Origin of the sequence: Leptolyngbya sp. FACHB-711 (assembly GCF_014695615.1) — a bacterium.
In the GTDB taxonomy this organism is placed as follows: domain Bacteria; phylum Cyanobacteriota; class Cyanobacteriia; order Elainellales; family Elainellaceae; genus Leptolyngbya_A.
Genome location: NZ_JACJOR010000322.1, coordinates 1 through 20,749, shown reverse-complemented (window position 1 = coordinate 20,749; position 20,749 = coordinate 1). Strand labels below are relative to the sequence as shown.

Here is a 20,749-nt window from a genome sequence, read left to right as displayed (position 1 = left end):
AAAGCCAGGGTCAATTGGAGATTTTCCAGTGCAGGTGCGCGCATTCGGTTAGGGCATCTCTATCCTAAATTAAAGCATGCTAACTAGGCAAAGTTTATTTGGTGAACTACTAGCTTTGGGGGAACTAATCCTCCAAGCCCCCAGCATTGGGGGATTTAGGGGGAGATGCAGGAGCTTAGTTGGGTTCTTCATATTTCTATTCAGCAACGCTTAAAATCCCAATAAAAAAGCCCGCATTAGCAGGCTTCTGTCTTCTCAACTTTAGAATTCAGATCGATCGACCAATCCCACTACGCTCGCACTTTTGCCTCACGATTCTTGAAGTAGAACCGGAAGAACAATTTTTCGAGTTCGACCCAAACGAACATCAACGAGCTGAAACCAATACAAATTAGCAGCTCAAATGGGCTGAGATAGTGAGTTCCAAAAAAGTCTTGGAGAGGCGGCACATACACCAGTGCAAGCTGTAGAAGGCTGGTTAAGCCCACTGCGAGCAGCAGGAACGGATTGGTGAACGGGTTAAGCTCGATCGTCAAGCGAGAATTCGAGCGAATTGCCAATGCGTGCCCCATTTGTGCCAGACAAAGCGTGGTGAAGACCATCGTTTTCCAGCGATCGCGCACCAGCAGTTCTGTTTGCACCTGCTCGGTGTAGCCATATGCCCAGACCATCAGCGAGATCGCGATAATTGCCAGCACGATTCCAATTCGCACCATGTATGAGCCCAGTCCCCGCGCAAAGATGCTCTCTTTCGGGTCGTGGGGCGGACGGTTCATCACGTTCGGTTCCGCAGGTTCAACCGCTAAGGCAAGTGCAGGTAAACCATCCGTAACCAGGTTCATCCAAAGGATTTGTAGGGGAGTCAGGGGAACACCACCCGCACCCAGAAGCGGGGAAGCGGCGATCGTCAGCACTTCTCCAATGTTCGATCCCAGAATGTACTTAATAAAGCGGCGGATATTCGTATAAACAACCCGTCCTTCTTCGACCGCAGAAACGATCGTGGCAAAGTTATCGTCCAGCAGCACCATATCGCTGGCTTCTTTGCTCACATCGGTTCCGGTAATGCCCATCGCGATCCCGATATCGGCTTGCTTCAGGGCAGGTGCGTCGTTCACCCCGTCTCCGGTCATGGCGGCAATTTTGCCTCGATTCTGGAGCGCCTGCACGATTCGCAGCTTGTGTTCGGGTGCAACGCGAGCGTAGATGCCAACGCGATCGACCTGCTGCTCTAGTTCCTGCTGGCTAAACCGCTCCAGTTCCCGCCCAGTCAGCACTGCATCACCTGGATAAGAAATGCCCAAATCTTCTGCAATTGCCTGTGCAGTAAGCTGGTGATCTCCGGTAATCATCACCGGACGAATGCCTGCCGTCCGACAGCGGGCTACGGCATCGCGCACTTCGGGTCGGGGCGCATCAAGCATATCCACCAGCCCCAGCCAGACCATATCCTGTTCTGCGTTGTCCTCATTGCCTTCGGGAAGCATCTGGGTCAGCGGTCTGGCAGCAAAGCCCAAAACCCGCAGTCCGCGTCCGGCAAGCTGGTTGTTTTGTTCTAGAATCTGCTGACGCTGCGCCTCGGTCAGAGTCTCAACGCGATCGCCCACCATCACCTGCTGACACCGCTCCAGCACCAGTTCAGGCGATCCTTTACAGAACATCACCAGCGGCGAATTGGGAGACAACAACGTCGGGAATTGCTGGTGCATTTCTCCGGTCGCATCTTTGACGACAACGCTCATCCGTTTGCGTTCGGAAGAAAAGGGAAACTCGCCCACCCGGGGAAGCTGATTATTCAGTGGCTCTTTCATCAGTCTGGCTTTGCCGCCGACAACCAGCAATGCGCCCTCGGTTGGGTCGCCGATGATTGCCCATTGACCCTTTTCAGTTTGCAGAGCCGCATCGTTACACAAAACACAAGCCAGCAGAAGAGCTTGAAGATCGGCTTTATCGGGAGCCTCGATCGGTTTCGTTTCGCCCGGATGGAAAAACTGCCCTTCAGGAACGTAGCCTTCGCCCGTCACCTGAAGCGACCCAGAGAGCGGATGCACCGACTGCACCACCATTTTGTTTTGGGTCAGCGTTCCGGTCTTGTCCGAACAAATCGTTGTCACCGAACCCAGGGTTTCTACCGCAGGCAGTTTACGGATGAGAGCCTGACGGCGCACCATTCGCTGCGTTCCCAGTGCCAGGGTGACGGTAATGACTGCAGGCAGACCTTCGGGAACGACCGCAACCGCCATACTGAGCGACACTTCCAGGAAGTCGCGGAGCTGTCCAATTCCGGTCGCCAAAACCCCGCCAATGACGACGATCGCCACCAGTGCCAGGGCACCTGAAACCAGAACCTTGCTGAGCTGGTCCATCCGCTGCTGGAGCGGAGTCGGCTCAGATTGAACGCCCTGAAGCAGAGTGGCAATTTTGCCCAGCTCGGTTCGCATTCCCGTTCCCGTCACCAGGACATTGCCGCGCCCATTTACAACTTCGGTTCCCTGAAACACCATATTGACCCGATCGCCCAGTGAAGCATCCTGGGGTAGTTGGGCGTTTGCCTGCTTGACGACGGCGTGGGCTTCTCCCGTCAGGGCAGCTTCCCGAACTTGCAGGTTCGCCGCTTCCAGCAAACGACCATCGGCGGCAATTTGCACTCCGGCTTCCACCATCATCACATCGCCCGGAACCACATCCTTTGCATCAATTTCGCTGATTCTGCCGTCGCGCAGCACCCGCACACGGGGCGAAGCTAAATTCTTCAGCGCAGCCAGAGCTTTTTCAGCGCGGCTTTCCTGCACGTAACCCAAAATGCCGTTGAGAATGACGATCGCCAGAATTGCAATCGTGTCTTTAAAGGGAATTTCATCTGGCGAAGCAGTGCCTGCCCGGAGATCGATTAAGTCCAGCACGCCGGAAATAAGGGCAACTGCAATCAGCATGATCAGCATAATGTTCTTAAACTGATCAAGCAAAATTTCCCAAGAGCTGCGCCCGCTTGTCTCTTCTAGCTCGTTGAGACCATATTGCCGCTGCCGTTCGGCGATTTGTTCTGGGGATAATCCTGCTTGTCGATCGCCCTGAAGAATTTGGACCGCTTTATCAGCTTCCAGTGTGTACCAGAGTGGAGTTTGAGAAGACGGAACATCGGTAGTCATGAATCAGCTCACAGGAAATTTTGAAGGTCTGGGAATAAGAAGGGCTAGTCGTTATGAAAAAGACTCATCAGACCCATCCTATTGCGATCAGGATAAGCTCCGCTATTATTTTGCGGCTAGCAATTTAACAATATTCTCTTCTAAGGATAACTATTAAAAAAAGATAAAACGTAAAACCTGGAGAAGTAAATTGTTTGGGGCACAACCTATTCCTGCATAATAAGCGCCAGAGAATAGGAGCAATCCGCACTCCTTTAATATTTAGTTTTGTATCTTTTACTCAATAAATAATAAATTGTAGTTTTTGCTACAGTTTTTCGGGAAAGATAGAGATAGCAGGACAGACCATCGCTTCAAATCATCACTTCAAACCATCGCTTCAGTCGTCTCCTGCTCAGCCATTGAGAAGTCATTGAGAATTTCCGCAATGAGGAGGCATCGAATGTCTAACCCAAACTCCGGCACGATCGCTCATCAAGTGTCCGGTTCTCTTTTATCTGACGCAAATACTCGACTTGAAAAAGCTTTGCGCTACGTGACGATCGGCGAAGATGCGATCGAACGGCTCAGAGCACCCAAAGCTAGCCTTACCGTCTCGATCCCAGTGAGAATGGATGACGGTTCGCTACGTGTTTTTCAGGGCTATCGCGTCCGCTATGACGACAGCCGGGGTCCAACAAAAGGTGGGATTCGCTTTCATCCGGGCGTGACGCTCGACGAAGTTGAATCTTTAGCATTTTGGATGACCTTTAAATGTGCCGTGCTGAATCTGCCGTTTGGCGGCGCAAAGGGTGGCGTGACCGTGAATCCTAAGGAGCTGTCTAAATTTGAGCTAGAAAGCCTGAGCCGAGGCTACATTGACGCGATCGCCGACTTTATTGGACCCGATGTGGATATTCCCGCCCCCGATGTCTACACGAATGCCATGATCATGGGCTGGATGATGGATCAGTACAGCACGATCCGCAGGCAAATTACCCCTGGAGTTGTGACGGGCAAACCGATCACCATGGGCGGCAGCCTCGGACGTGAAACTGCAACCGCAATGGGGGCTTTCTTCTCGATCCAAACACTGATGCCGAAGCTCGATCGCAAACCTAGCGAAACGACGGTAGCTGTCCAGGGATTTGGCAATGCTGGAGCAGTTTTGGCAGAATTGCTCTACCGGGCAGGCTACAAAGTCGTGGCGGTCAGTGATTCGCAGGGCGGCGTTTATGCAGCACAAGGACTGGATATCCCCAGCGTCCGCCAAATCAAAGACGCAACACGCGGCATCAAAGCAGTTTATTGCAGGGGCAGCGTGTGCAGCCAGATTGACCATGAAGTCATCACCAATGGGCAACTGCTCGAACTGGATGTTGATATCTTGATCCCGGCTGCGCTCGAAAACCAGATCACTGCTGAGAACGCCGATCGCATTCAGGCGAGATACATTTTCGAGGTGGCAAACGGACCCATTACATCGGCAGCCGACGCAATTTTGGAAAGCAAGGGAATTCAGGTGTTTCCCGATATTTTGGTCAATGCGGGCGGCGTCACAGTTAGCTACTTTGAGTGGGTGCAAAACCGCAGCGGGCTTTACTGGAGCCTGGAAGAAGTGAACCGCCGCCTCAATGAAAAAATGACCGAGGAAACCGAGCGGATTTGGGTAACGGCAAAAGAGCTTTCCTGCTCAATGCGAACCGCCGCCTATGTTCATGCCCTCGATCGCCTGGGACAAGCTCTGCGGACACGAGGTACGCGGGAAGACTACCGCAGCTAAGCTTGCCAATTCAGTCAGGAATCCTTCCGCAAAAAAAGTGACGATCGCACGAGTCCCCCTTATACTTTTGGAACGGTCAGATTCATGCACTTGGCTGTGGTGGAAAACTCCTTTATCTAGCGTTAGTCGTGCTGAATTAATGGGATCGTGCTATAGCAGTAGAGATTAAATTCTGAAGGGTCATTCTAAAAGGTGAAAGGCTATGACGGCTGTGCTTGATCCCAGTGCTGCTCGGCGGAAATCGTCCCGCTCCTCAACAGCACCCCGTCGGAAAAATTCGGCAACGCGATCTTCACTTCGAGGAACTGCGAAGCAATCGACTCGGGGAGAGGCGAAGCAAGGTAGAGCGAAAGTGGTTCCGCTGCGGCAAACCAATCCTGTCTCAGATCCTGCTTCAGACCTGACGATTTCGGCAGGAAAACTGCGATCGATCGCCCCAGAAGCCAACTTGCGCCATCTGGAGCAATCTTCCTTAGGGAAAGCCACAACCCGTTCGGCTGCAAAGCGATCGTCAGTGCGAAGCCTGCCCCAGCCCCAGCCGCTTCCCCTCTGGCTGCGGGGACTGTTTGCCTTACAGCAGGGATCAACGCTGATTACGCTCTTGCTGGTGATTGCAGGACTGGGCGTTTATGGCTGGACGGTTTACACCCAGCAGCGATGGAGCGACGCTTATCGGCAGCTCGAGCGATTGCAGAAGCGGGAACGGCAGTTTCTCACGACTAACGAAGTTCTTAAAAATCAGATGGCAGAGCAGGCAGAAAAGCCGGGAACAGGTTTAGTGCCACCCGACCCCAACAGCACAATTTTCCTCAGTCCTGCCCCCCTGCGTCCTGCGACTGCCCCTGAAGTAACCCCTATGCCGGATACTCCAATTCCTGCCCGTCCTTTGGGCTATTAATTCGGCATTTTCTGTTTAACATTTTTTGACATTTAATGTTGAGCAGAATTTTTCTGTTCAGATTATCGTTCTGGCATCACTCCCTGTTTCGAGTTGGTCGATGGCTACTCCTCCTTTCCCGTTTTCTGCTCAATCTGCTGCCCAATTTTCGCGCCGTGCCTCTGCCCGAAGTCGCCGTCGTGCCTCAGGAACTCCAATTCCGCAGCAGCGATCGTCCCGCCGGGAAAACCGCTTTAGCTCGGTTTCTGTAGCGCGTTCTCGATCGAAAAACCCCATTCGACGCGATCGAGTCCAGCGCGATCGAAAAGTTTCGGGTTCTGGTTCCGGTTCTTTTGGGATTTCGCCAAAGGTGCAGCGGCAGCGATTGCTGATTGTCTGGCTGATTATGCTGGGTGCAATGCTGCTTTTGCTGCTCAATTTGCTGAAAATTCAAGTATTCCAGGCAGGGATGCTGCAAGAACGAGCAAAAGAACAGCAGGTGCTCGATCTGCGCCCGGTCATGCCCCGTCGTCCGATTGTGGATCGATCCGGGAATGTGCTGGCGATCGATCAGCCCGTTTATACGCTATTTGCCCATCCTTTTCTGTTTAACGAAGCTAAAGAGAAGGTTGCCGCAGACTTGGCGCCGATCGTGGGACAGTCGGTGCAGCAGTTAATGGACAAATTTAAAGCTCAGGAAAGCGGTATTCGAGTTCGGGATGATATTTCAGAAGATACCCAGGAGCGAATTGCAACTCTGGGGTTCGACGGCTTAGAGTTGGTTCCTGAGCAGGAAAGGATTTATCCGCAGCAGGCTCTTTTTCCGGAAATTGTGGGATTTGTGAATGCCGATCGCCAGGGTCAGTCCGGCGTTGAAGCTTCTCTAGAACCTCAGATTGAGCAGTCGATCGCGTCAATGACGCTCAGACGATCGGGTGATGGGGGAATTGTGCCCATTAACCTGCCCGAGCATTTTCTTCAGCATCAGAAAGACGATTTGCGGCTTCAGCTTACAGTAGACAGTCGGCTTCAGCGGGCGGCTCGTTCTGCGTTGGATGGGCAAATGCAGAAGTACAACGCCAAGCGGGGAGCTGTGGTGGTTATGGATGTGCAGGACGGCTCAATTCGATCGCTGGTCTCCGCCCCTGCCTTTGATCTCAACAAGTTTTATGAAGCAAAAATCGAGCAGCTGAAAAACTGGATTTTGACCGACCTATATGAGCCGGGGTCAACCTTTAAGCCCGTTAACGTGGCGATCGCGCTGGAATCTGGAGCTGTGGGTTCCGATGCTTCTTTCTACGACGAAGGGGCGATCGAAGTAGACGGTTGGCCCATTCAAAACGCAGACTTTAGCTACGCAGGCGGGCGCGGACAGCTTTCCCTCACTGAAATCTTGCAGCATTCCAGCAACGTGGGCATGGTGCATTTGATGGAAACGCTACAGCCCGGTGTGTACTACGGCTGGCTCGAAAAGCTGAAGATCAATCAGCCAACAGAAATTGATCTGCCCTCGGAAGCGACCGGGCAGCTTAAGGACTACACGCAGTTTACCGAATCCGTGATTGAACCCGCGACCACCGCATTTGGACAAGGCTTTTCGCTCACGCCGATCAAACTGCTTCAGCTTCACGCCATGCTGGCAAACGGTGGTAAGCGAGTTACGCCCCATGTGGTGAGAGGCTTGGTTGACCCCCATGAAAGCCTGGTCTGGAAGCCGGACCTGCCTACGCCCGAAGCAGTCTTCTCACCCAAAACGGCAAACGCCGTACTGAACATGATGGAACACGTTGTTGAGGAAGGAACCGGAAAGGCTGCTCAGATTCCTGGCTACCGCATCGCTGGAAAGACGGGAACCGCTCAGAAAGCAAGCCCCGACGGAGGCTATATCGACGGCGCACGCATCACCAGCTTTGTTGGCATTTTCCCGGTTGAGGCTCCCCGTTATGTGGTGCTGGCAGTAGTCGATGAGCCGCAGGGCGATGATGCTTATGGTTCAACTGTCACTGCACCGATCGTCAAATCCGTCATGGAGTCGATTATTGCGATCGACCATCTCCCCCCTGCCAAGCCCACTGATCAGCCCCAGGAAGAACCCGCACAACCTTAAACCTCACTTCTTATCTCCTCATCCCCTTACTCTCACCTCCTAGTACCGCTCCAGCAACATCCCCACCTCCTCCTCCAGCGTCATTTCCTGCATCGCTGCCCATTCTGCTTGCCGTACTGCCAGAAATGCCTGTGTCAGCGGGGTTCCCAGCGCGTTCAAAAGATGCTCATCCTGCTTCAGATGCTCGATCGCCTCACCCAGCGTTGAAGGTAAGCGATCGATCTTGCGCTGCTGCCGTTCTGCTTTTGAGAAATTACCGGGATCGATCGTCACTTCTTCACCCGGCGTGAGGGCGCGTCGGATACCGTCCAGCCCAGCAGCGACCGTGGCTCCCAGAGCCAAATAGGGATTGGCAGACGCATCCACGGTTTTTAGTTCCAGATGGGTCGGACTCGGTGGAACGGGACTGCTCGGAATCCGAACGGCTGCTTCCCGGTTGTCTTTGCCCCAGCAGCGAAACGCGCCGCTCCAGAAGTGAGGCTGCAACCGACGGTAGGAATTGACGCTGGGTGTCGTGATTGCCATCAGCGCAGGCAAATGATCGAGGATCCCGGCAACAAAAGCCAGGGCGATCGGACTCAGTTCACCCGGTTGCTGTGGGTCAGGCATGAGATTTGCCCCCTGCCGCCACAAACTTAGATGCAGATGACAACCGCTGCCTGCCTGGTTTGCAAAGATCTTGGGCAAAAACGAAGCAATCAGCTCATGCTGAAGGGCAACACCATGAACGGTTTCGCGAAACGCAATCTGCTGATCGGCGGCTGTGAGTGCCCCAGTATAGCGAATCGAAATTTCATGCTGACCGTGGCCGGACTCTGGATAATACCGCTCGACTGCAATTCCCTGGGCGATCAGGGCAGCCACGATGTCATCAATCACAGCTCGATTTTGATCCATACTCAGCGACGCACCAAACAGCGTGCGATCGACGGGCGCAATTCCCTCGCTGCTGCGGGACAGCAGATAAAACTCGTTCTCAAACGCTGCTTTCACCTCTAAGCCGATTGCCTGTGCCTGAGCAATCATGCGCTGCAAAAAACTGCGCGGACAAAGTGCCCAGGGTTGCCCCTCACGCATCATCTTTCCCACCACACGGGCATGACCGGGGGCATAGGGCAATAGCGCAAGCGTAGACCAATCCGGCACTAGCCAGGCTTCTCCCACCGGACCCAAACCACTCTCTGGCGCAGGCGCATCAGCCATCACGGGAACGGCTTGTTGGGCGATCGAAATCCCAATGCCCCAATCCTGATGTTCTTCCAAAAATGCCGTATGAAATGCCTTCGCCCGAATCACATTCGCATTATCACACCAGACAATCCGCACAAAGCGCACTGCTGCTGAATCAAGGAGCCGCTGCCAGTCTTGCATCATCGCTTTCACCATTGATTCTGCCTGAGTTTGAAAGCCATTGTGACGGGGAGTTCTATCTTTGGCAAGCAGATTCTATAGTCCGCATTGCTCATCTATATCACTGTTGTATGACTGTGTTTTAGTGTCGCCTTTGAGAATTAGCTACTTTAGAAGCCAAGAATTTTTAACACAAATTGCTAACGCTCATTGGATGACAAGCTAAACAGCCTATTCTTGCGCCTTTGGTTGAAAAAATAATGATTGAAAGAATAGCTTTTACTAAAGCGGCTGTCCAAAAAATTTGGATTCAGCAAAGTTCAAAACTCGGGCAGATCGTAGAAGCCTTCTGTAATCTTTCTTTAGGGCAAAAGACATTTCAAAGATGCCTTGAGACAAGCAGAGCAGCAAACGGATAAAGGATTTTAGCATTGTTTTACTTAACCTCACCGATCGCCTCTAAATATCACCTCTAAATAAAAACCATTTCACATCGCCCCAATTCCCTCTCAACGTAATGGAATTGCGACAATAATGAAGGAAAGTCTCTCAAAAAATGTGCGATGTATTTGACTTGGCTCGACACTAATTCCTGGCTGATTGAAATGGCAGGACAAAAAATCCTGCTCGATCCCTGGCTTGTAGGGTCGCTGATGTTTGGCAAGATGTCCTGGCTGTTTAAGAGCGATCGTCGCTCCCAGCGTGCCATTCCTGATGCAATTGATCTGATTTTGCTCTCCCAGGGACTTGAAGACCATGCCCATCCGCCTACGCTAGAGCAGCTCGATCGCCAGATTCCTGTCGTTGCTTCTCCAAATGCGGCGAAAGTGGTGAATCGGTTGGGCTACGCGCAGGTAACGGCTCTGGCACACGGCGAAAGCTTCACGCTGGCAAACGCGCTCAAGATTCAGGCAGTACCCGGTTCTTTGGTCGGACCGACGCTGGTTGAGAATGGCTATGTGCTAACCGATCTTCAGCAAGGTACTTCGCTTTATTATGAACCGCACGGCAACCACGCCCCGATGCTGAAAGCACTTGCGCCGATCGATGTGGTGATTGCGCCGATCGTAGATTTGCAGCTTCCGATCGTGGGGGCAGTGATTCGCGGCAGAAGTGCGACGGTTGAACTGGCAAAAGTCCTGAATCCTAAAGTAATTCTGCCCACCGCAGCTGGGGGCGATATTGAGATGAGCGGTATTCTTCCCGGTCTACTTAAGGCAGAAGGCAGTGCGGCGGAACTACAATCACGCCTGGCAGCAGCAAAGCTCTCAGCACAGGTGATCGAGCCGAAACCAGGCGATCGATTAGAAGTGCCGATCGCCTGATTTTTGTTTGATCATCGCTGAAACTCAGACCCTACGAGGCAGAAACCGAAACGCAATCGGCAGAGCCTTCCGAGAGTTCGCCGCCAAGCTGCCGCAGGGAATTTTCTAAATCCTGGGTAAGGTTTTGGGCACGCTGTTTCACGTTACCCTGCCCATATTGATTCACCTCAAGCGGTTTGCCGATCGCGATCTTAACCGGACAGCCCCAAGTGGGAAACTCCTGCCCATACTCCAGATGAATCGGCACAATTTTAACGCCCAATCCAGGCTGATTTCCTTCGGCTTGCAGCGCGAGTCTTGCGAGTCCGGGCTTCAGCGGGTGAACCTGATGGTCGCGAAAGATTCCCCCCTCTGGAAAGATCACCATCATTTCGCGGTTGTGCAGCACTTCAACGCCGAATCGAAGACTGGCGATCGCAGGCTGTCGCGGATTCACCGGAAACCCACCCAGTCGCTGAATCATCCAACCCTGAAGCCCTTTCACTTCATCGGCAGTCACCATAAATCGGATGTCGCGCCCTGTAACAAATCGACCTGCCGCATAGGGAACCAGCAGCGCATCCCAGCGCGATCGATGAGTTGGGGCAAGAATCACCGGACCCTCCAGGGGCAAGTTTTTCTGTCCCGTGATTTCAATCCGAAAGTAGTTGGGCAAAACGAACCAGCAGCCCAAAGGGTAAACCAGGGGTGTGAGCCAGGGAGAAATTCGCGATCGAATGGTCGTCACTGGAGCTTTGGAAGAGGGTTCCGGTGGCTCAGGCATTTGCGGGGTGGAAGCGGGTTGAATCACTTCAGGTTCAGCGGGGCGATCGTGAGAAGAGTGAAGCAAAACCATAGCTAAGCAGTTCAATAAAGCCCATCACCATTGGGGCATACCTTATACCCACATTAGTTGCTCGTGTTCATCTCTCCCTCTTTCAGGGGACAGTTCCCTCGCCGTCTATTGGCTGATTTGCGGGGCGGTGCTGTTCATGAGTTCGCCGACGCTGCCTAAACCAGTCTTGCAACTGCTGACGGCAGGCAAGTTCCAGGATGCCGCCTACTACGGGAAGCCGATGAAAGGAGCAGGCACTATCGGGCAAATTGGCGACCGTCCGTACCGCCCCTGTCTTCGGGTCATCTGCCCCATACACCAACAGCCCCAGCCGCGCCTGCACGATCGCCCCAGCACACATCGGGCAAGGCTCCAGCGTCACATACAGCGTACAGGACTCCAAATGCCAGGAACTCAATTGCTGACCCGCCTGCCGCAGTGCCAGAATTTCTGCGTGAGCTGTTGGATCGCGATCTCGCTCTCGCCGATTTTCCCCCGTGGCAATCTCCCGATTTCCCTGAACAATCACCGCTCCCACCGGAATTTCTCCTGCTTCTCCTGCCGCCTGTGCCAACTCGATCGCCTGGGTCATCCAGTGATAGTGGATGAGGTAATCAGGATGATCGATCGGGGGTGGAGGAAGGGGCATTGGAGTGGAAGGGAGAAGGGAGTGAGGGGGAGTTTTTTAAGGATTGCGCCTGGGACTGTTGTAATGCAGTTGTGATGCAGTGATGGCTGGAAGGTCTGATTATTCAGGCTGCATTAGGAGTGCATCGAGCTTGCCTTCGCGATCGATCGTATAGAGATCATCACAGCCGCCAATATGTTGATTGTTGATAAAAATTTGCGGAACAGTGCGCCGACCGTTGGCGCGTTCTGCCATTTTGACTCGTGCCGCTCCGTCTCCGTCAATTCTGTATTCCGTGAAAGGAACGCCTTTCCAGCGCAGCAGCACTTTTGCCCGAATGCAGTAGGGGCAGGTTTGCCAGGTGTAGACTTCGACGTTTGCCCTGATTTTCTCAGAAGGGCGTTTTAGGAGAAAGTTGAGGAGGTTTGGCATGGGTTGAGGGGTGAAGGGGTGGATTAAGTAGAGGGGTAAGGGGGTGGAGGGGGTGATGAAGGAGTGAAGGGGCGAGGATCGCCTGGAGAAGTTTTGCGATCGCTTTGGATGTCTGGATAAACTCCACCGCTTCACTTCAAAAGCAACTTTTTAATCTGCTCCAGCTTTCCCTGATACGGCGCGTATCGCCAGGGCAGATCAAGCCAGAAGGGCTTAGCGAGGATGCTTTTGTAGTGCGAGAAGGTGTCGAAGCTGGCTTTGCCGTGGTATTTGCCGATGCCGCTTTCGCCCACGCCGCCAAAGGGAAGTTGCGCTACGCCGACGTGCATGATCGTTTCATTGAGGCAAACTCCGCCGGATGACGTTTCTTGGAGGATGCGCTGCTGGAGTGGTTTGTTGCGGGTGAAGAGGTAGAGGGCAAGCGGTTTGGGCTTGGACAGGATCAGGTCGATCGCCTCTTCAATATCGCTGTATTCAATCACAGGCAGGAGCGGACCAAAGATTTCTTCCTGCATAAGGGGTGCATCCAGATCCACGGAGTCGAGAAGGGTGGGGGCGATGTAGCGATCGCTTTCATTTAGTTGACCGCCGACAATCGGCTGACCGTTCTGCATCAGATGAGCCAGTCGCTCGAAGTGTCGATCGCTCACAATGCGTCCGTAGTCAGGGCTGGTTGCCGGGTCGTCACCATAAAATTCGCGCAGGGCTGCGGTGATGGCTTCGATGAGTTGGGGTTTGATGCGGCGATCAACCAGCAGATAATCAGGCGCGATGCAGGTTTGTCCGGCGTTGATAAATTTGCCCCAGACGATGCGTTTGGCGGCGGTTTTCAGGTCAATATCCGCATCGACAATGCAGGGACTTTTGCCGCCCAGTTCCAGCGTGACCGAGGTGAGATGTTTGGCAGCGGCTGCCATGATAATTTTGCCGATCGCCGTTCCGCCCGTGAAGAAAATATGGTCAAACTTTTCGTTGAGCACTGCCTGACTGACTTCGACCCCGCCTTCGACGATCGCAATATATTGGGGGTCAAAGGTTGCCTCGATCAGATCGGCGACGACGCGAGAGGTGTGGGGTGCAATTTCCGAGGGTTTGAGCAAAGCGCAGTTTCCGGCGGCGATCGACCCCACCAGGGGCGAAATCATGAGCTGAAACGGATAGTTCCAGGGTCCAATAATCAGCACCACGCCCAGCGGTTCAGGAATAATTTGGGCTTTCGCCGGAAACTGTTCGGGCGGCGCACCAATGCTTTTGGGCTTCATCCAACTGCGTAGATGCTTGATGGCGTAGTCAATTTCCTGAATCACACCAACTTCAGTCGCAAAGGCTTCAAAGCCGGGCTTTCGCAAATCTGCCTGCACTGCCTGCATAATGGCTGCTTCCCGATCGAGGATTGCCTGCCGCAGCCGCTTGAGCTGATTAGTCCGAAACTCGATCGATCGCGTCTCGCCTGTCCGAAAATAGGCACGCTGTCGCCGCACGACACTTTCAATCTCAGCTTGCATCTGGTTTGTTTCGGAACCTGCGATAAATTGCACCATACCCAGCAACCTCTCCTGAGACATCTCTCTTCTACCCTAAATTCTTCTTAATAAATCGACAAGATTTCAGGAACGATCGGTTGAACTGCGGTAGCTAGAATTTGGGCAATTGGTTTTACGTTTGGTTTTACGTGTGGTTTCACTTCGCCGCGCAACTGCTTTTTTAGGGTTTATCTCAAATTCAGCCAGGGAATTCCTACCAAAAGGTGTAACCAAAGGTCTGAAAAGTTCACCGAGATCAGCAATGCGTGATTTAGATCAACAAAAAGCACTCTCGATTGTGTGTCATGCTTCGGTGTTTCTCAGTTCCGCGATCGTTTCCATTGTCATTCCGATCGTCATTCTTGCCACCAACGAAAATCCAATCGTAAAAGCAAATGCAAGAGAATCAATCAATTTTCACATCAGTCTGTATATCTATGCGATCGCCGCGTTCATTGTCGGATTTTTTGGCTTAAGTCTTTTCATTCCCTTTGTTATGGACGACTCCTTGATTACGCTAAACCTGCCGTCCGTTCTTTATTCGTTTCTCTTCGAGATTTCGCTAATGATTATGGTGGGGGCTGTGCTGCTATTTGTCCTGCTCTGGCTTGCCAGCTTGATTTTGCCGCTCGCTGCGATCGTCCGAGTTGCCAAACGCCCTGAGGTTCCGTATCGCTATCCCCTGATCTTCCGGCTCCTTTAACCTTGATTCTTATGCAAACCGAAACCAGTCAACGCAAACTCCTCTCTGCCCTCTGCCACGGCGCGATTTTGCTCAGTTCCACGATCGTTTCTGTTGCCATTCCAATTATTATCCTGTTGGTAAACGAAGACCCGGTTGTGAAAGCCAATGCGATCGAATCCCTCAACTTTCACATCAACGTTTTTCTCTATGGCATTATTTTCGGTGTGCTGACGGTGGTGTTGATTGGAATCCCACTCCTGGTTTTGCTAGGGGTTGCTACACTCGTGCTGCCGATTATTGCGATCGTCAAAGTCCTTGATCGCCCCGATCTGCCCTACCGCTATCCGTTTATTTTTCGCCTGCTGTAATCGGCTAAGCGACTACTTAAAGCATCAAGCTTGAACTCCCCACATGGGAGTATGCTATTAACGCAGTCGAACCTTACAGACTGAACATTGCAGACTAAAGAGGACTTCTCATGTCGATCGCTCGAATATTCGCCCTGGGCGGAGTCGTCATGTATCCCCTGTTGGGGCTGTCGATTCTGGCGATGGCTCTGATTCTAGAGCGGCTCATTTTCTGGTTTCAGGTCGGGCGAAAACAGGATGCCATTGTGCGCGATGTCCTGGCACTTTATCGTCGCAGTCCCAAAGCTGCCTTCCAGAAGCTCGAACAAAACGTGAACTTGCCGATCGCCCGCATTTTTTTAGCCGCCTTAGAGCTAGAGCAATCAACCCCCGACGAGTTTCGCTTAGCGTTGGAGAGTGCAGCGCAGGCAGAAATTCCCCTCCTGAAGCGATTTAACACCGTGTTTGAAACCGTGATCAGCGTTTCCCCCCTGTTGGGACTGCTGGGGACAATTCTGGGACTGATTACATCATTTGCCTCGCTGCGGATCGGCGAGTTGGGCGGACAGGCAACTGCAAACGTCACCGCAGGTATCAGCGAAGCCCTGATTTCGACTGCGGCTGGCTTGGTCGTTGCTATTTTTACCCTGCTGTTTGCCAATATGTTTCGAGGACTGTATCTGCGTCAAATTGCGCTGATTCAGGAATATGGCGGACAGCTTGAACTGATTCATCGTCGTCGCTACGAACGTGGAGGACTGCCTAATGCGTCTGCCTGATGAGCCGGAATCTCAGTTTCAAATCAACATCGTGCCGATGATCGATGTGATTTTTGCGATTCTCACTTTTTTCATTATGTCCACCCTGTTTCTGACTCGATCGCAGGGCTTACCCGTTAACCTGCCCAAAGCCGGAACCACCGAGAATCAGTCCCAGGAACAGTTTGTCATCACGATCGACCCTGCCGGAAACCTTGCTCTCAACCGAGCCGCGATGCCGCTAGACACGATCGAGGCCCAAATCAAAGCCGAAGCTGCCACCGGTCAGCAGCCGCTCGTGGTGATCAACGCAGATACAGCAGTCAGCCACGGTAACGTTGTGCAGGTGATGGATCGGCTGAGGGCGATCGATGGGGTGCGGTTGGCGATCGCGACAGAACAGCCGTAACGGGAACTACGGACGGTTAATCGATCGCAGTAGCCACAGCGTTGATGCTAGCCCGATAAAGTGCGCCAGAATCGCGTTGGTGTTGGACTGCACGACCAGTAGATCGAGCGGCGTGATAAACCGGAGCGGATTGCCCGAAAAGATGACAAAGCCCTGTTCAAAAGACTTCAGCAGCAGTGCCCCCGCGATCGCCTGCGCTCCTAAAACTGTCACCAGCAACCCTGCCAGATTGATCAGCAGCCCGATTTCCAGAATCCGAACTGTATCGCCACGCTTGGGACGCTCGGCACTGTTAGCAGCGGTGAGCTTGCGGGCCAGGCGAGTATAGCGAAACGCCCAATAAATGCTGGCAGCCAGCGCAACTAGCCCAATAAAAGCAAAGAAAAGCCCTGCCCCAGTTCCCGGATTAGCAGCGACCGGAGTGGTAGGATTCCCCGGATTCGGCGCAGGGGCACGGAGATTTCCCCCGGCAAAAATCAGCACGATTCCTGCAACGACTCCCAAAATCACCTGTGACCAGAAACTCACCCAGCCCAGAATTCGCAGCGATAAAGCAACGCGCCGGATCGCTGGAGAGACAGACACAGAACTCGATCGATTTGCCATATCCCGCACTCAAGGAAGATTCTCTCAGTGTAGATCGAGCGATTCCCAACTTGAGTTAGCGATCGAAGAAAAAACTGCCCCGTCTCGATTGCCATGCCATCAAGCTTGCCAAACCGCCCAAAAACAGCAGCCCGATTGCCCCAGATAGCGGATTGCGATCAATTCCCGTCAGCAGCATGGGAACGCGACTAGAGTAGCGAATCAAATTGCCCACATTCACCATGTAATAGCCCCAGACCAGTCCGGCATGCAGCCCGATCGCAAGCCCGAGCCTGCCTTGAGGACAGCGCGGATCAGCCACAGGACGGGGAACGGCAGTCGATCGCTTTGCCCAAACCAATGCCAGCCCCAGCAGCACCAGTCCTGGAAACTGAGGAAAAGTGCGAATAATTTCTGCGGGGGATTTAATAAAGTGGAGGCAGGCAAAAATCAGGCTATCTGCCCAAAGCACCGTTTTGGGGGAATAGTCGCGCCGCAGTTCGTCATAAATCCAGCCGCGAAAGACAAGCTCCTCGGCAAAGCCGATGCCCAACGCCATCACGCCACCTTCCAGCCCAATTCGCAGAGATGGGGCGAACGCTTGCCACTCAACCCAGCCCAAACTGCTCTGCACACCAAACAGAAAAAACAGGCTAAGCAAACCGATCGCCAGCCCCAACAATAGCTCCCGCCCATTTTGTTTGCTGAACACCAGCCCATAGGTCTGAAAAATTCGCCGATCGCCCTGTACCCTTTTACCCCAGACGCGAATCAGCAGCAGAAACGCGACAAACAGCAGAGACATGGTGAAGATCGTGACTTGATTGGCATCGCGCACGAGGAGGGCGATCGGCGCAGCAAAGGGCAGCCAGACTCCCACCACCAGCAGAAGAAACGCGATGATTCGGACTGGGGCAGGATAAAGAGCGAGGCGAGTCAGGATGGGTTTCAAGCAGGTTTTAGGGAGGCAAAACGATCGGGAAGGGGTTTATCAGGAGATTTGAAGAGGCGCCGAGGGTCTCCATTGCCCCGTTCGTTCAGGAAATCGTCAGGACAGAACCGTTTATTCATCAGGCTCGATCGTGCTGGTTAACCCCCGGCTCTTTAAACCTTCGCAGTAAAATTCGGCGTGTTCCTGGGCGCAAGTAATCACCAGGGCAATGCCATTGACGTGCGCTTCCATCATAATGCTGACGGCTTGCGGCATCGTCAGGCCACTGACGGTTTCCATCAGTGACTTAACCACATGCTCCATTGAATTAAAGTCGTCGTTGTGCAGCAGCACCTTATAGCGGGGAGCAGGTTTACGGACGGTTGATGTAGAACGCTCTTGAATCGTTTCGACTGCCACAGGCTATCTCCTCAAATCGAAGTCTGACGGTTTTGCGAAGGAGTGCAATTCAGCTCACACGGTTTCCATGTTACAGAAAATTACGTGGGCAGGCTAAAGCCGCTGCGCCTGAATCAGAACGTTGAATCAAGGTTAAATATAAGGTAGGGGACAGCGATCGTGACTTCCCCAGGTGCAGAGTCAACGCTATAGATAGAGCCAGTTTTCCCTGAAAATCAATAAAATTGCTCTATCTAGCCTTTTATGCCGTAACCTAGTGGGTGCTGCTCCCCAGGTTCAGCAGGTTCCCTTGAACAAGCCCCCGGACAAGCTTATGCAAGCAACCCCCAAAGGAAACGTTCTCCGTGTCAATTCCTCGACGGCAGACGATCAGCAAAATCCCTCGATCGCGATCGACGAGCGCGGCAATTTTGTAATCGCGTGGCAGAGCGACAGTGAGGAAGACGAAGAAGAAGTTCTCGCCCGCTTCTTTCTCCCCGGCGGCACGGCTTTTGCCCCAGAGTTTTTGGTGAACTCGCTACGGGAGGGAGACCAGGAACGCCCCGCTCTCGGAATCGATGGAATTGGCAATACGATCGCGGTTTGGCAGGCTGAAAATCAAGGCGATGCAGGCAGCGGCATCTTTGCCCAGCAATATGAGTTCAGCGGAGATGATTTCCGGGAGAATGGCTCTGAGTTTCGCATTAACACGACCACTGAGGGACGGCAGCAAAATCCGGACGTTGCGTTTGAACCGCTCGGAACCGATGAAGAAAACCGGGAAGCGCGTAACTTTGTCGTGGTCTGGCAAAACGAAGGACGCACAACGAACGAAGTGATCGGGCGCGATGAGAGTGGATTCGGCATCTTTGCTCAACGCTACAACAGTTCTGGAGCGCGTCAGGGCAGAGCTTTTTTGGTGAACACAACGACCGATCGCGCTCAGATCAATCCGGCGGTTGCAACGGACTCGGCGGGCAATTTTGTCGTGGTCTGGCAGAGCCGCACCCGGAACAACGGGTATGACATTTTTGCCCAACGATTTGATCGCTTCGGTAATCCGATCAACAATCAGTTTCAGGTGAATCCACGGGTCAGAGGCGATCAGATTAATCCTGATGTCACGGTTGGTCCGGCTGGTAATTTTGTCGTGGTCTGGCAGGACCAAGAGCAGGACGGGGACGGTTCAGGTATTTATGCCCGTCGCTACAACGCCAGAGGAAATGCGGTCGGTGCAGAGAATCTCCGCGTCAATTCCACCACAAACGGCGATCAGCAAACTCCGTCGATCGGCTCAGATAGGCAAGGCAACTTTACGATCGTTTGGGCCAGCGATAGCGATGATAATTTCAATGTGCTGGGACAGCAGTTTGGCTCGAATGGCAGCCGCATCGCCGGTGAATTCCAAGTCAACAAAACGACCGATAATGACCAGACCCTGCCCCAGATTGCAGTTCGTCCCAATGGCAATTTTGTTGTCGCGTGGCAGAGTGATGAGGGCGACGATCGCGGCACAGACATTCTGGCAAGACGCTTCACCGTTCCTCAAAATAGCGGCGGCAACGGCGGTAATAATGGCGGCAACAATAATGGCGGTAACGATGGCTCCCCGCCAACGACTCCTAGCCGACCCCGGCAACTGCGGGCAGCGCGATCGGCTCCTAAGGCAGATTTAATTGTGGGAACCGTAGAGGATGATCTGCTCAACAGCAGCAAAGGCAACGATCAAGGGTTCGGCAAAGCGCAATGGCTTGGCAAAGCGGGAGGCGATCGATTTGTGATTGGTAAAGGTCTAGGCATCAAGACCATTCTTGACTTTCAGCCAGGGAAAGACCAATTGATCCTCAAGGGCAATCTGCAGCTAGATGACCTCGTTTTTCTCCCGCAGGGCAGAAACACTGCGATCGAGGTAAACGGTCACCCAATTGCCTTTCTACAGGGAGTCAACCTTACGACAGAAAGCTTCAGCATCTAACCTGCGGGTGATTCAATGCCGTCCGAATGCGGATCAAATGCCGATCGCCAATCCCCCCTGCGATTCCTGGACAGTCTCAGCGAGGGAGTTATCATAATAGGCAGTGTTGATGTTTCTTAACAAATCGAAACTGAATGATAGCTTCCTCCCCTGGCTTAAGGGTCAAGGTTACAACGCTGCTGAAGGAAAAGGTTCTGTTCGGAAACGAACCCAGTCCAGAGCTGGCGGCAATTTTGCTGGTGTACTTTGTGCAGGGCATTTTGGGGCTGGCGCGGCTGGCGGTCAGTTTCTTTCTGAAAGATGACCTGGGCATGAGTCCGGCGCAGGTGTCGGCTCTGCTAGGGGTGGCTGCGCTGCCCTGGATGATCAAGCCGCTGTTTGGCTTTGTTTCCGATGGACTGCCGCTCTTCGGCTATCGTCGTCGTCCTTACCTGATTTTGTCTGGTCTACTGGGCACGACGGCATGGGTGGCTCTTGCGACGATCGTTCACGATGTCTGGTCGGCAACAGCAGCGATCGCGCTGGGTTCGCTTTCGGTGGCGTTTAGCGATGTGATCGTCGATTCGCTAGTGGTCGAGCGGGCGAGGACCGAGTCAGTGCAGGATGCCGGATCGCTGCAGTCCCTCACCTGGGGAACGGCTGCACTGGGCGGGTTCCTCACGGCTTACCTGAGCGGCATTTTGCTGGAGCGTT

Annotated in this window: 18 protein-coding genes and 1 pseudogene; 10 read left to right on the top strand and 9 right to left on the bottom strand. The window is 53.2% G+C overall.

All coding sequences use genetic code 11. The features are described from left to right. Positions 1 to 290: 290 nt before the first annotated feature. Positions 291 to 3,149, bottom strand: a complete 2,859-nt coding sequence (locus H6F80_RS13135; protein ID WP_190791989.1) for a cation-translocating P-type ATPase — start codon at positions 3,147 to 3,149, stop codon at positions 291 to 293. Between the two features lie 478 nt (positions 3,150 to 3,627). Between H6F80_RS13135 and H6F80_RS13130 the strand changes: the two genes are divergently transcribed. The 3 genes from H6F80_RS13130 (at position 3,628) to H6F80_RS13120 (ending at position 7,895) form a co-directional block, all read left to right on the top strand. After that, on the top strand, positions 3,628 to 4,911 hold the full coding sequence (locus H6F80_RS13130) for a Glu/Leu/Phe/Val dehydrogenase dimerization domain-containing protein (protein ID WP_190791994.1): 1,284 nt from the start codon (positions 3,628 to 3,630) through the stop codon (positions 4,909 to 4,911). Between the two features lie 202 nt (positions 4,912 to 5,113). Then, on the top strand, positions 5,114 to 5,809 hold the full coding sequence (locus H6F80_RS29125) for a hypothetical protein (RefSeq protein ID WP_199296545.1): 696 nt from the start codon (positions 5,114 to 5,116) through the stop codon (positions 5,807 to 5,809). Positions 5,810 to 5,909: 100 nt separating this feature from the next. Next, entirely contained in the window at positions 5,910 to 7,895 is a 1,986-nt protein-coding gene (locus H6F80_RS13120) for a peptidoglycan D,D-transpeptidase FtsI family protein (protein WP_190791988.1), read from the top strand. A gap of 39 nt (positions 7,896 to 7,934) precedes the next feature. On the opposite strand, the gene H6F80_RS13115 is transcribed toward H6F80_RS13120, so the two are convergent. Then, positions 7,935 to 9,281 carry a glutamine synthetase family protein gene (locus H6F80_RS13115; RefSeq protein WP_242067337.1) on the bottom strand — a complete coding sequence of 449 codons (1,347 nt, stop codon included), beginning with the start codon at positions 9,279 to 9,281 and terminating at the stop codon, positions 7,935 to 7,937. 527 nt (positions 9,282 to 9,808) lie between these two features. Between H6F80_RS13115 and H6F80_RS13110 the strand changes: the two are divergent. Then, a pseudogene (locus tag H6F80_RS13110) lies at positions 9,809 to 10,399 on the top strand (MBL fold metallo-hydrolase); the annotation flags it as partial. 202 nt (positions 10,400 to 10,601) lie between these two features. Here the strand turns inward: H6F80_RS13110 and H6F80_RS13105 are convergent. From H6F80_RS13105 to H6F80_RS13090, 4 genes are all read right to left on the bottom strand, one after another. Further along, a complete protein-coding gene (locus H6F80_RS13105) occupies positions 10,602 to 11,405 on the bottom strand; it encodes a lysophospholipid acyltransferase family protein (RefSeq protein WP_242067336.1) in 804 nt (267 codons plus the stop codon). Positions 11,406 to 11,487: 82 nt separating this feature from the next. Then, the gene (tadA, locus tag H6F80_RS13100; RefSeq protein WP_190791986.1) at positions 11,488 to 12,033 is read right to left on the bottom strand and encodes a tRNA adenosine(34) deaminase TadA; all 546 of its coding nucleotides are present in this window, start codon (positions 12,031 to 12,033) and stop codon (positions 11,488 to 11,490) included. A 99-nt stretch (positions 12,034 to 12,132) separates the two neighbouring features. Further along, positions 12,133 to 12,444, bottom strand: a complete 312-nt coding sequence (grxC, locus tag H6F80_RS13095) for a glutaredoxin 3 (protein WP_190791985.1) — start codon at positions 12,442 to 12,444, stop codon at positions 12,133 to 12,135. A gap of 131 nt (positions 12,445 to 12,575) precedes the next feature. Further along, positions 12,576 to 14,009 carry an aldehyde dehydrogenase gene (locus H6F80_RS13090; protein ID WP_242067335.1) on the bottom strand — a complete coding sequence of 478 codons (1,434 nt, stop codon included), beginning with the start codon at positions 14,007 to 14,009 and terminating at the stop codon, positions 12,576 to 12,578. Positions 14,010 to 14,229: 220 nt separating this feature from the next. Between H6F80_RS13090 and H6F80_RS13085 the strand changes: the two genes are divergently transcribed. The 4 genes from H6F80_RS13085 (at position 14,230) to H6F80_RS13070 (ending at position 16,166) form a co-directional block, all read left to right on the top strand. After that, positions 14,230 to 14,670, top strand: coding sequence for a DUF4870 domain-containing protein (locus H6F80_RS13085; RefSeq protein WP_190791984.1), 441 nt, complete (start codon positions 14,230 to 14,232; stop codon positions 14,668 to 14,670). An 11-nt stretch (positions 14,671 to 14,681) separates the two neighbouring features. Then, positions 14,682 to 15,020: a DUF4870 domain-containing protein gene (locus tag H6F80_RS13080; protein WP_190791983.1), complete on the top strand. Its 339-nt coding sequence runs from the start codon at positions 14,682 to 14,684 to the stop codon at positions 15,018 to 15,020. A gap of 110 nt (positions 15,021 to 15,130) precedes the next feature. Then, positions 15,131 to 15,778: a MotA/TolQ/ExbB proton channel family protein gene (locus H6F80_RS13075; RefSeq protein WP_190791982.1), complete on the top strand. Its 648-nt coding sequence runs from the start codon at positions 15,131 to 15,133 to the stop codon at positions 15,776 to 15,778. Beyond that, entirely contained in the window at positions 15,765 to 16,166 is a 402-nt protein-coding gene (locus tag H6F80_RS13070; RefSeq protein ID WP_190791981.1) for an ExbD/TolR family protein, read from the top strand. Before H6F80_RS13075 ends, H6F80_RS13070 begins: the two co-directional genes overlap by 14 nt. A gap of 6 nt (positions 16,167 to 16,172) precedes the next feature. Here the strand turns inward: H6F80_RS13070 and H6F80_RS13065 are convergent, their stop codons facing one another. From H6F80_RS13065 to clpS, 3 genes are all read right to left on the bottom strand, one after another. Continuing rightward, the gene (locus H6F80_RS13065; protein ID WP_190791980.1) at positions 16,173 to 16,772 is read right to left on the bottom strand and encodes a DUF3611 family protein; all 600 of its coding nucleotides are present in this window, start codon (positions 16,770 to 16,772) and stop codon (positions 16,173 to 16,175) included. 55 nt (positions 16,773 to 16,827) lie between these two features. Beyond that, positions 16,828 to 17,703: a CPBP family intramembrane glutamic endopeptidase gene (locus tag H6F80_RS13060; RefSeq protein ID WP_190791979.1), complete on the bottom strand. Its 876-nt coding sequence runs from the start codon at positions 17,701 to 17,703 to the stop codon at positions 16,828 to 16,830. A 111-nt stretch (positions 17,704 to 17,814) separates the two neighbouring features. Then, complete coding sequence (gene clpS / locus H6F80_RS13055) at positions 17,815 to 18,102, bottom strand: ATP-dependent Clp protease adapter ClpS (protein WP_190791978.1); 288 nt, start codon at positions 18,100 to 18,102, stop codon at positions 17,815 to 17,817. Between the two features lie 313 nt (positions 18,103 to 18,415). Here clpS and H6F80_RS13050 point away from each other — a divergent pair, with 313 nt between their 5' ends. Both H6F80_RS13050 and H6F80_RS13045 read left to right on the top strand, forming a co-directional pair. After that, on the top strand, positions 18,416 to 20,056 hold the full coding sequence (locus H6F80_RS13050) for a hypothetical protein (protein ID WP_190791977.1): 1,641 nt from the start codon (positions 18,416 to 18,418) through the stop codon (positions 20,054 to 20,056). 134 nt (positions 20,057 to 20,190) lie between these two features. Continuing rightward, positions 20,191 to 20,749, top strand: a 559-nt coding sequence (locus H6F80_RS13045; RefSeq protein ID WP_518523572.1) for an MFS transporter, incomplete at its 3' end; no start/stop codon positions are given.

Coding starts and splice junctions, on each gene's coding strand:
- tadA (WP_190791986.1), bottom strand. CDS start 12,033: ATGCCCCTTCCTCCACCCCCGATCGATCATCCTGATTACCTCATCCAC.
- H6F80_RS13120 (WP_190791988.1), top strand. CDS start 5,910: ATGGCTACTCCTCCTTTCCCGTTTTCTGCTCAATCTGCTGCCCAATTT.
- H6F80_RS13050 (WP_190791977.1), top strand. CDS start 18,416: ATGCAAGCAACCCCCAAAGGAAACGTTCTCCGTGTCAATTCCTCGACG.
- H6F80_RS29125 (WP_199296545.1), top strand. CDS start 5,114: ATGACGGCTGTGCTTGATCCCAGTGCTGCTCGGCGGAAATCGTCCCGC.
- grxC (WP_190791985.1), bottom strand. CDS start 12,444: ATGCCAAACCTCCTCAACTTTCTCCTAAAACGCCCTTCTGAGAAAATC.
- H6F80_RS13070 (WP_190791981.1), top strand. CDS start 15,765: ATGCGTCTGCCTGATGAGCCGGAATCTCAGTTTCAAATCAACATCGTG.
- H6F80_RS13135 (WP_190791989.1), bottom strand. CDS start 3,149: ATGACTACCGATGTTCCGTCTTCTCAAACTCCACTCTGGTACACACTG.
- H6F80_RS13085 (WP_190791984.1), top strand. CDS start 14,230: ATGCGTGATTTAGATCAACAAAAAGCACTCTCGATTGTGTGTCATGCT.
- H6F80_RS13105 (WP_242067336.1), bottom strand. CDS start 11,405: ATGGTTTTGCTTCACTCTTCTCACGATCGCCCCGCTGAACCTGAAGTG.
- H6F80_RS13115 (WP_242067337.1), bottom strand. CDS start 9,281: ATGGTGAAAGCGATGATGCAAGACTGGCAGCGGCTCCTTGATTCAGCA.
- H6F80_RS13080 (WP_190791983.1), top strand. CDS start 14,682: ATGCAAACCGAAACCAGTCAACGCAAACTCCTCTCTGCCCTCTGCCAC.
- H6F80_RS13075 (WP_190791982.1), top strand. CDS start 15,131: ATGTCGATCGCTCGAATATTCGCCCTGGGCGGAGTCGTCATGTATCCC.
- H6F80_RS13065 (WP_190791980.1), bottom strand. CDS start 16,772: ATGGCAAATCGATCGAGTTCTGTGTCTGTCTCTCCAGCGATCCGGCGC.
- H6F80_RS13090 (WP_242067335.1), bottom strand. CDS start 14,009: ATGTCTCAGGAGAGGTTGCTGGGTATGGTGCAATTTATCGCAGGTTCC.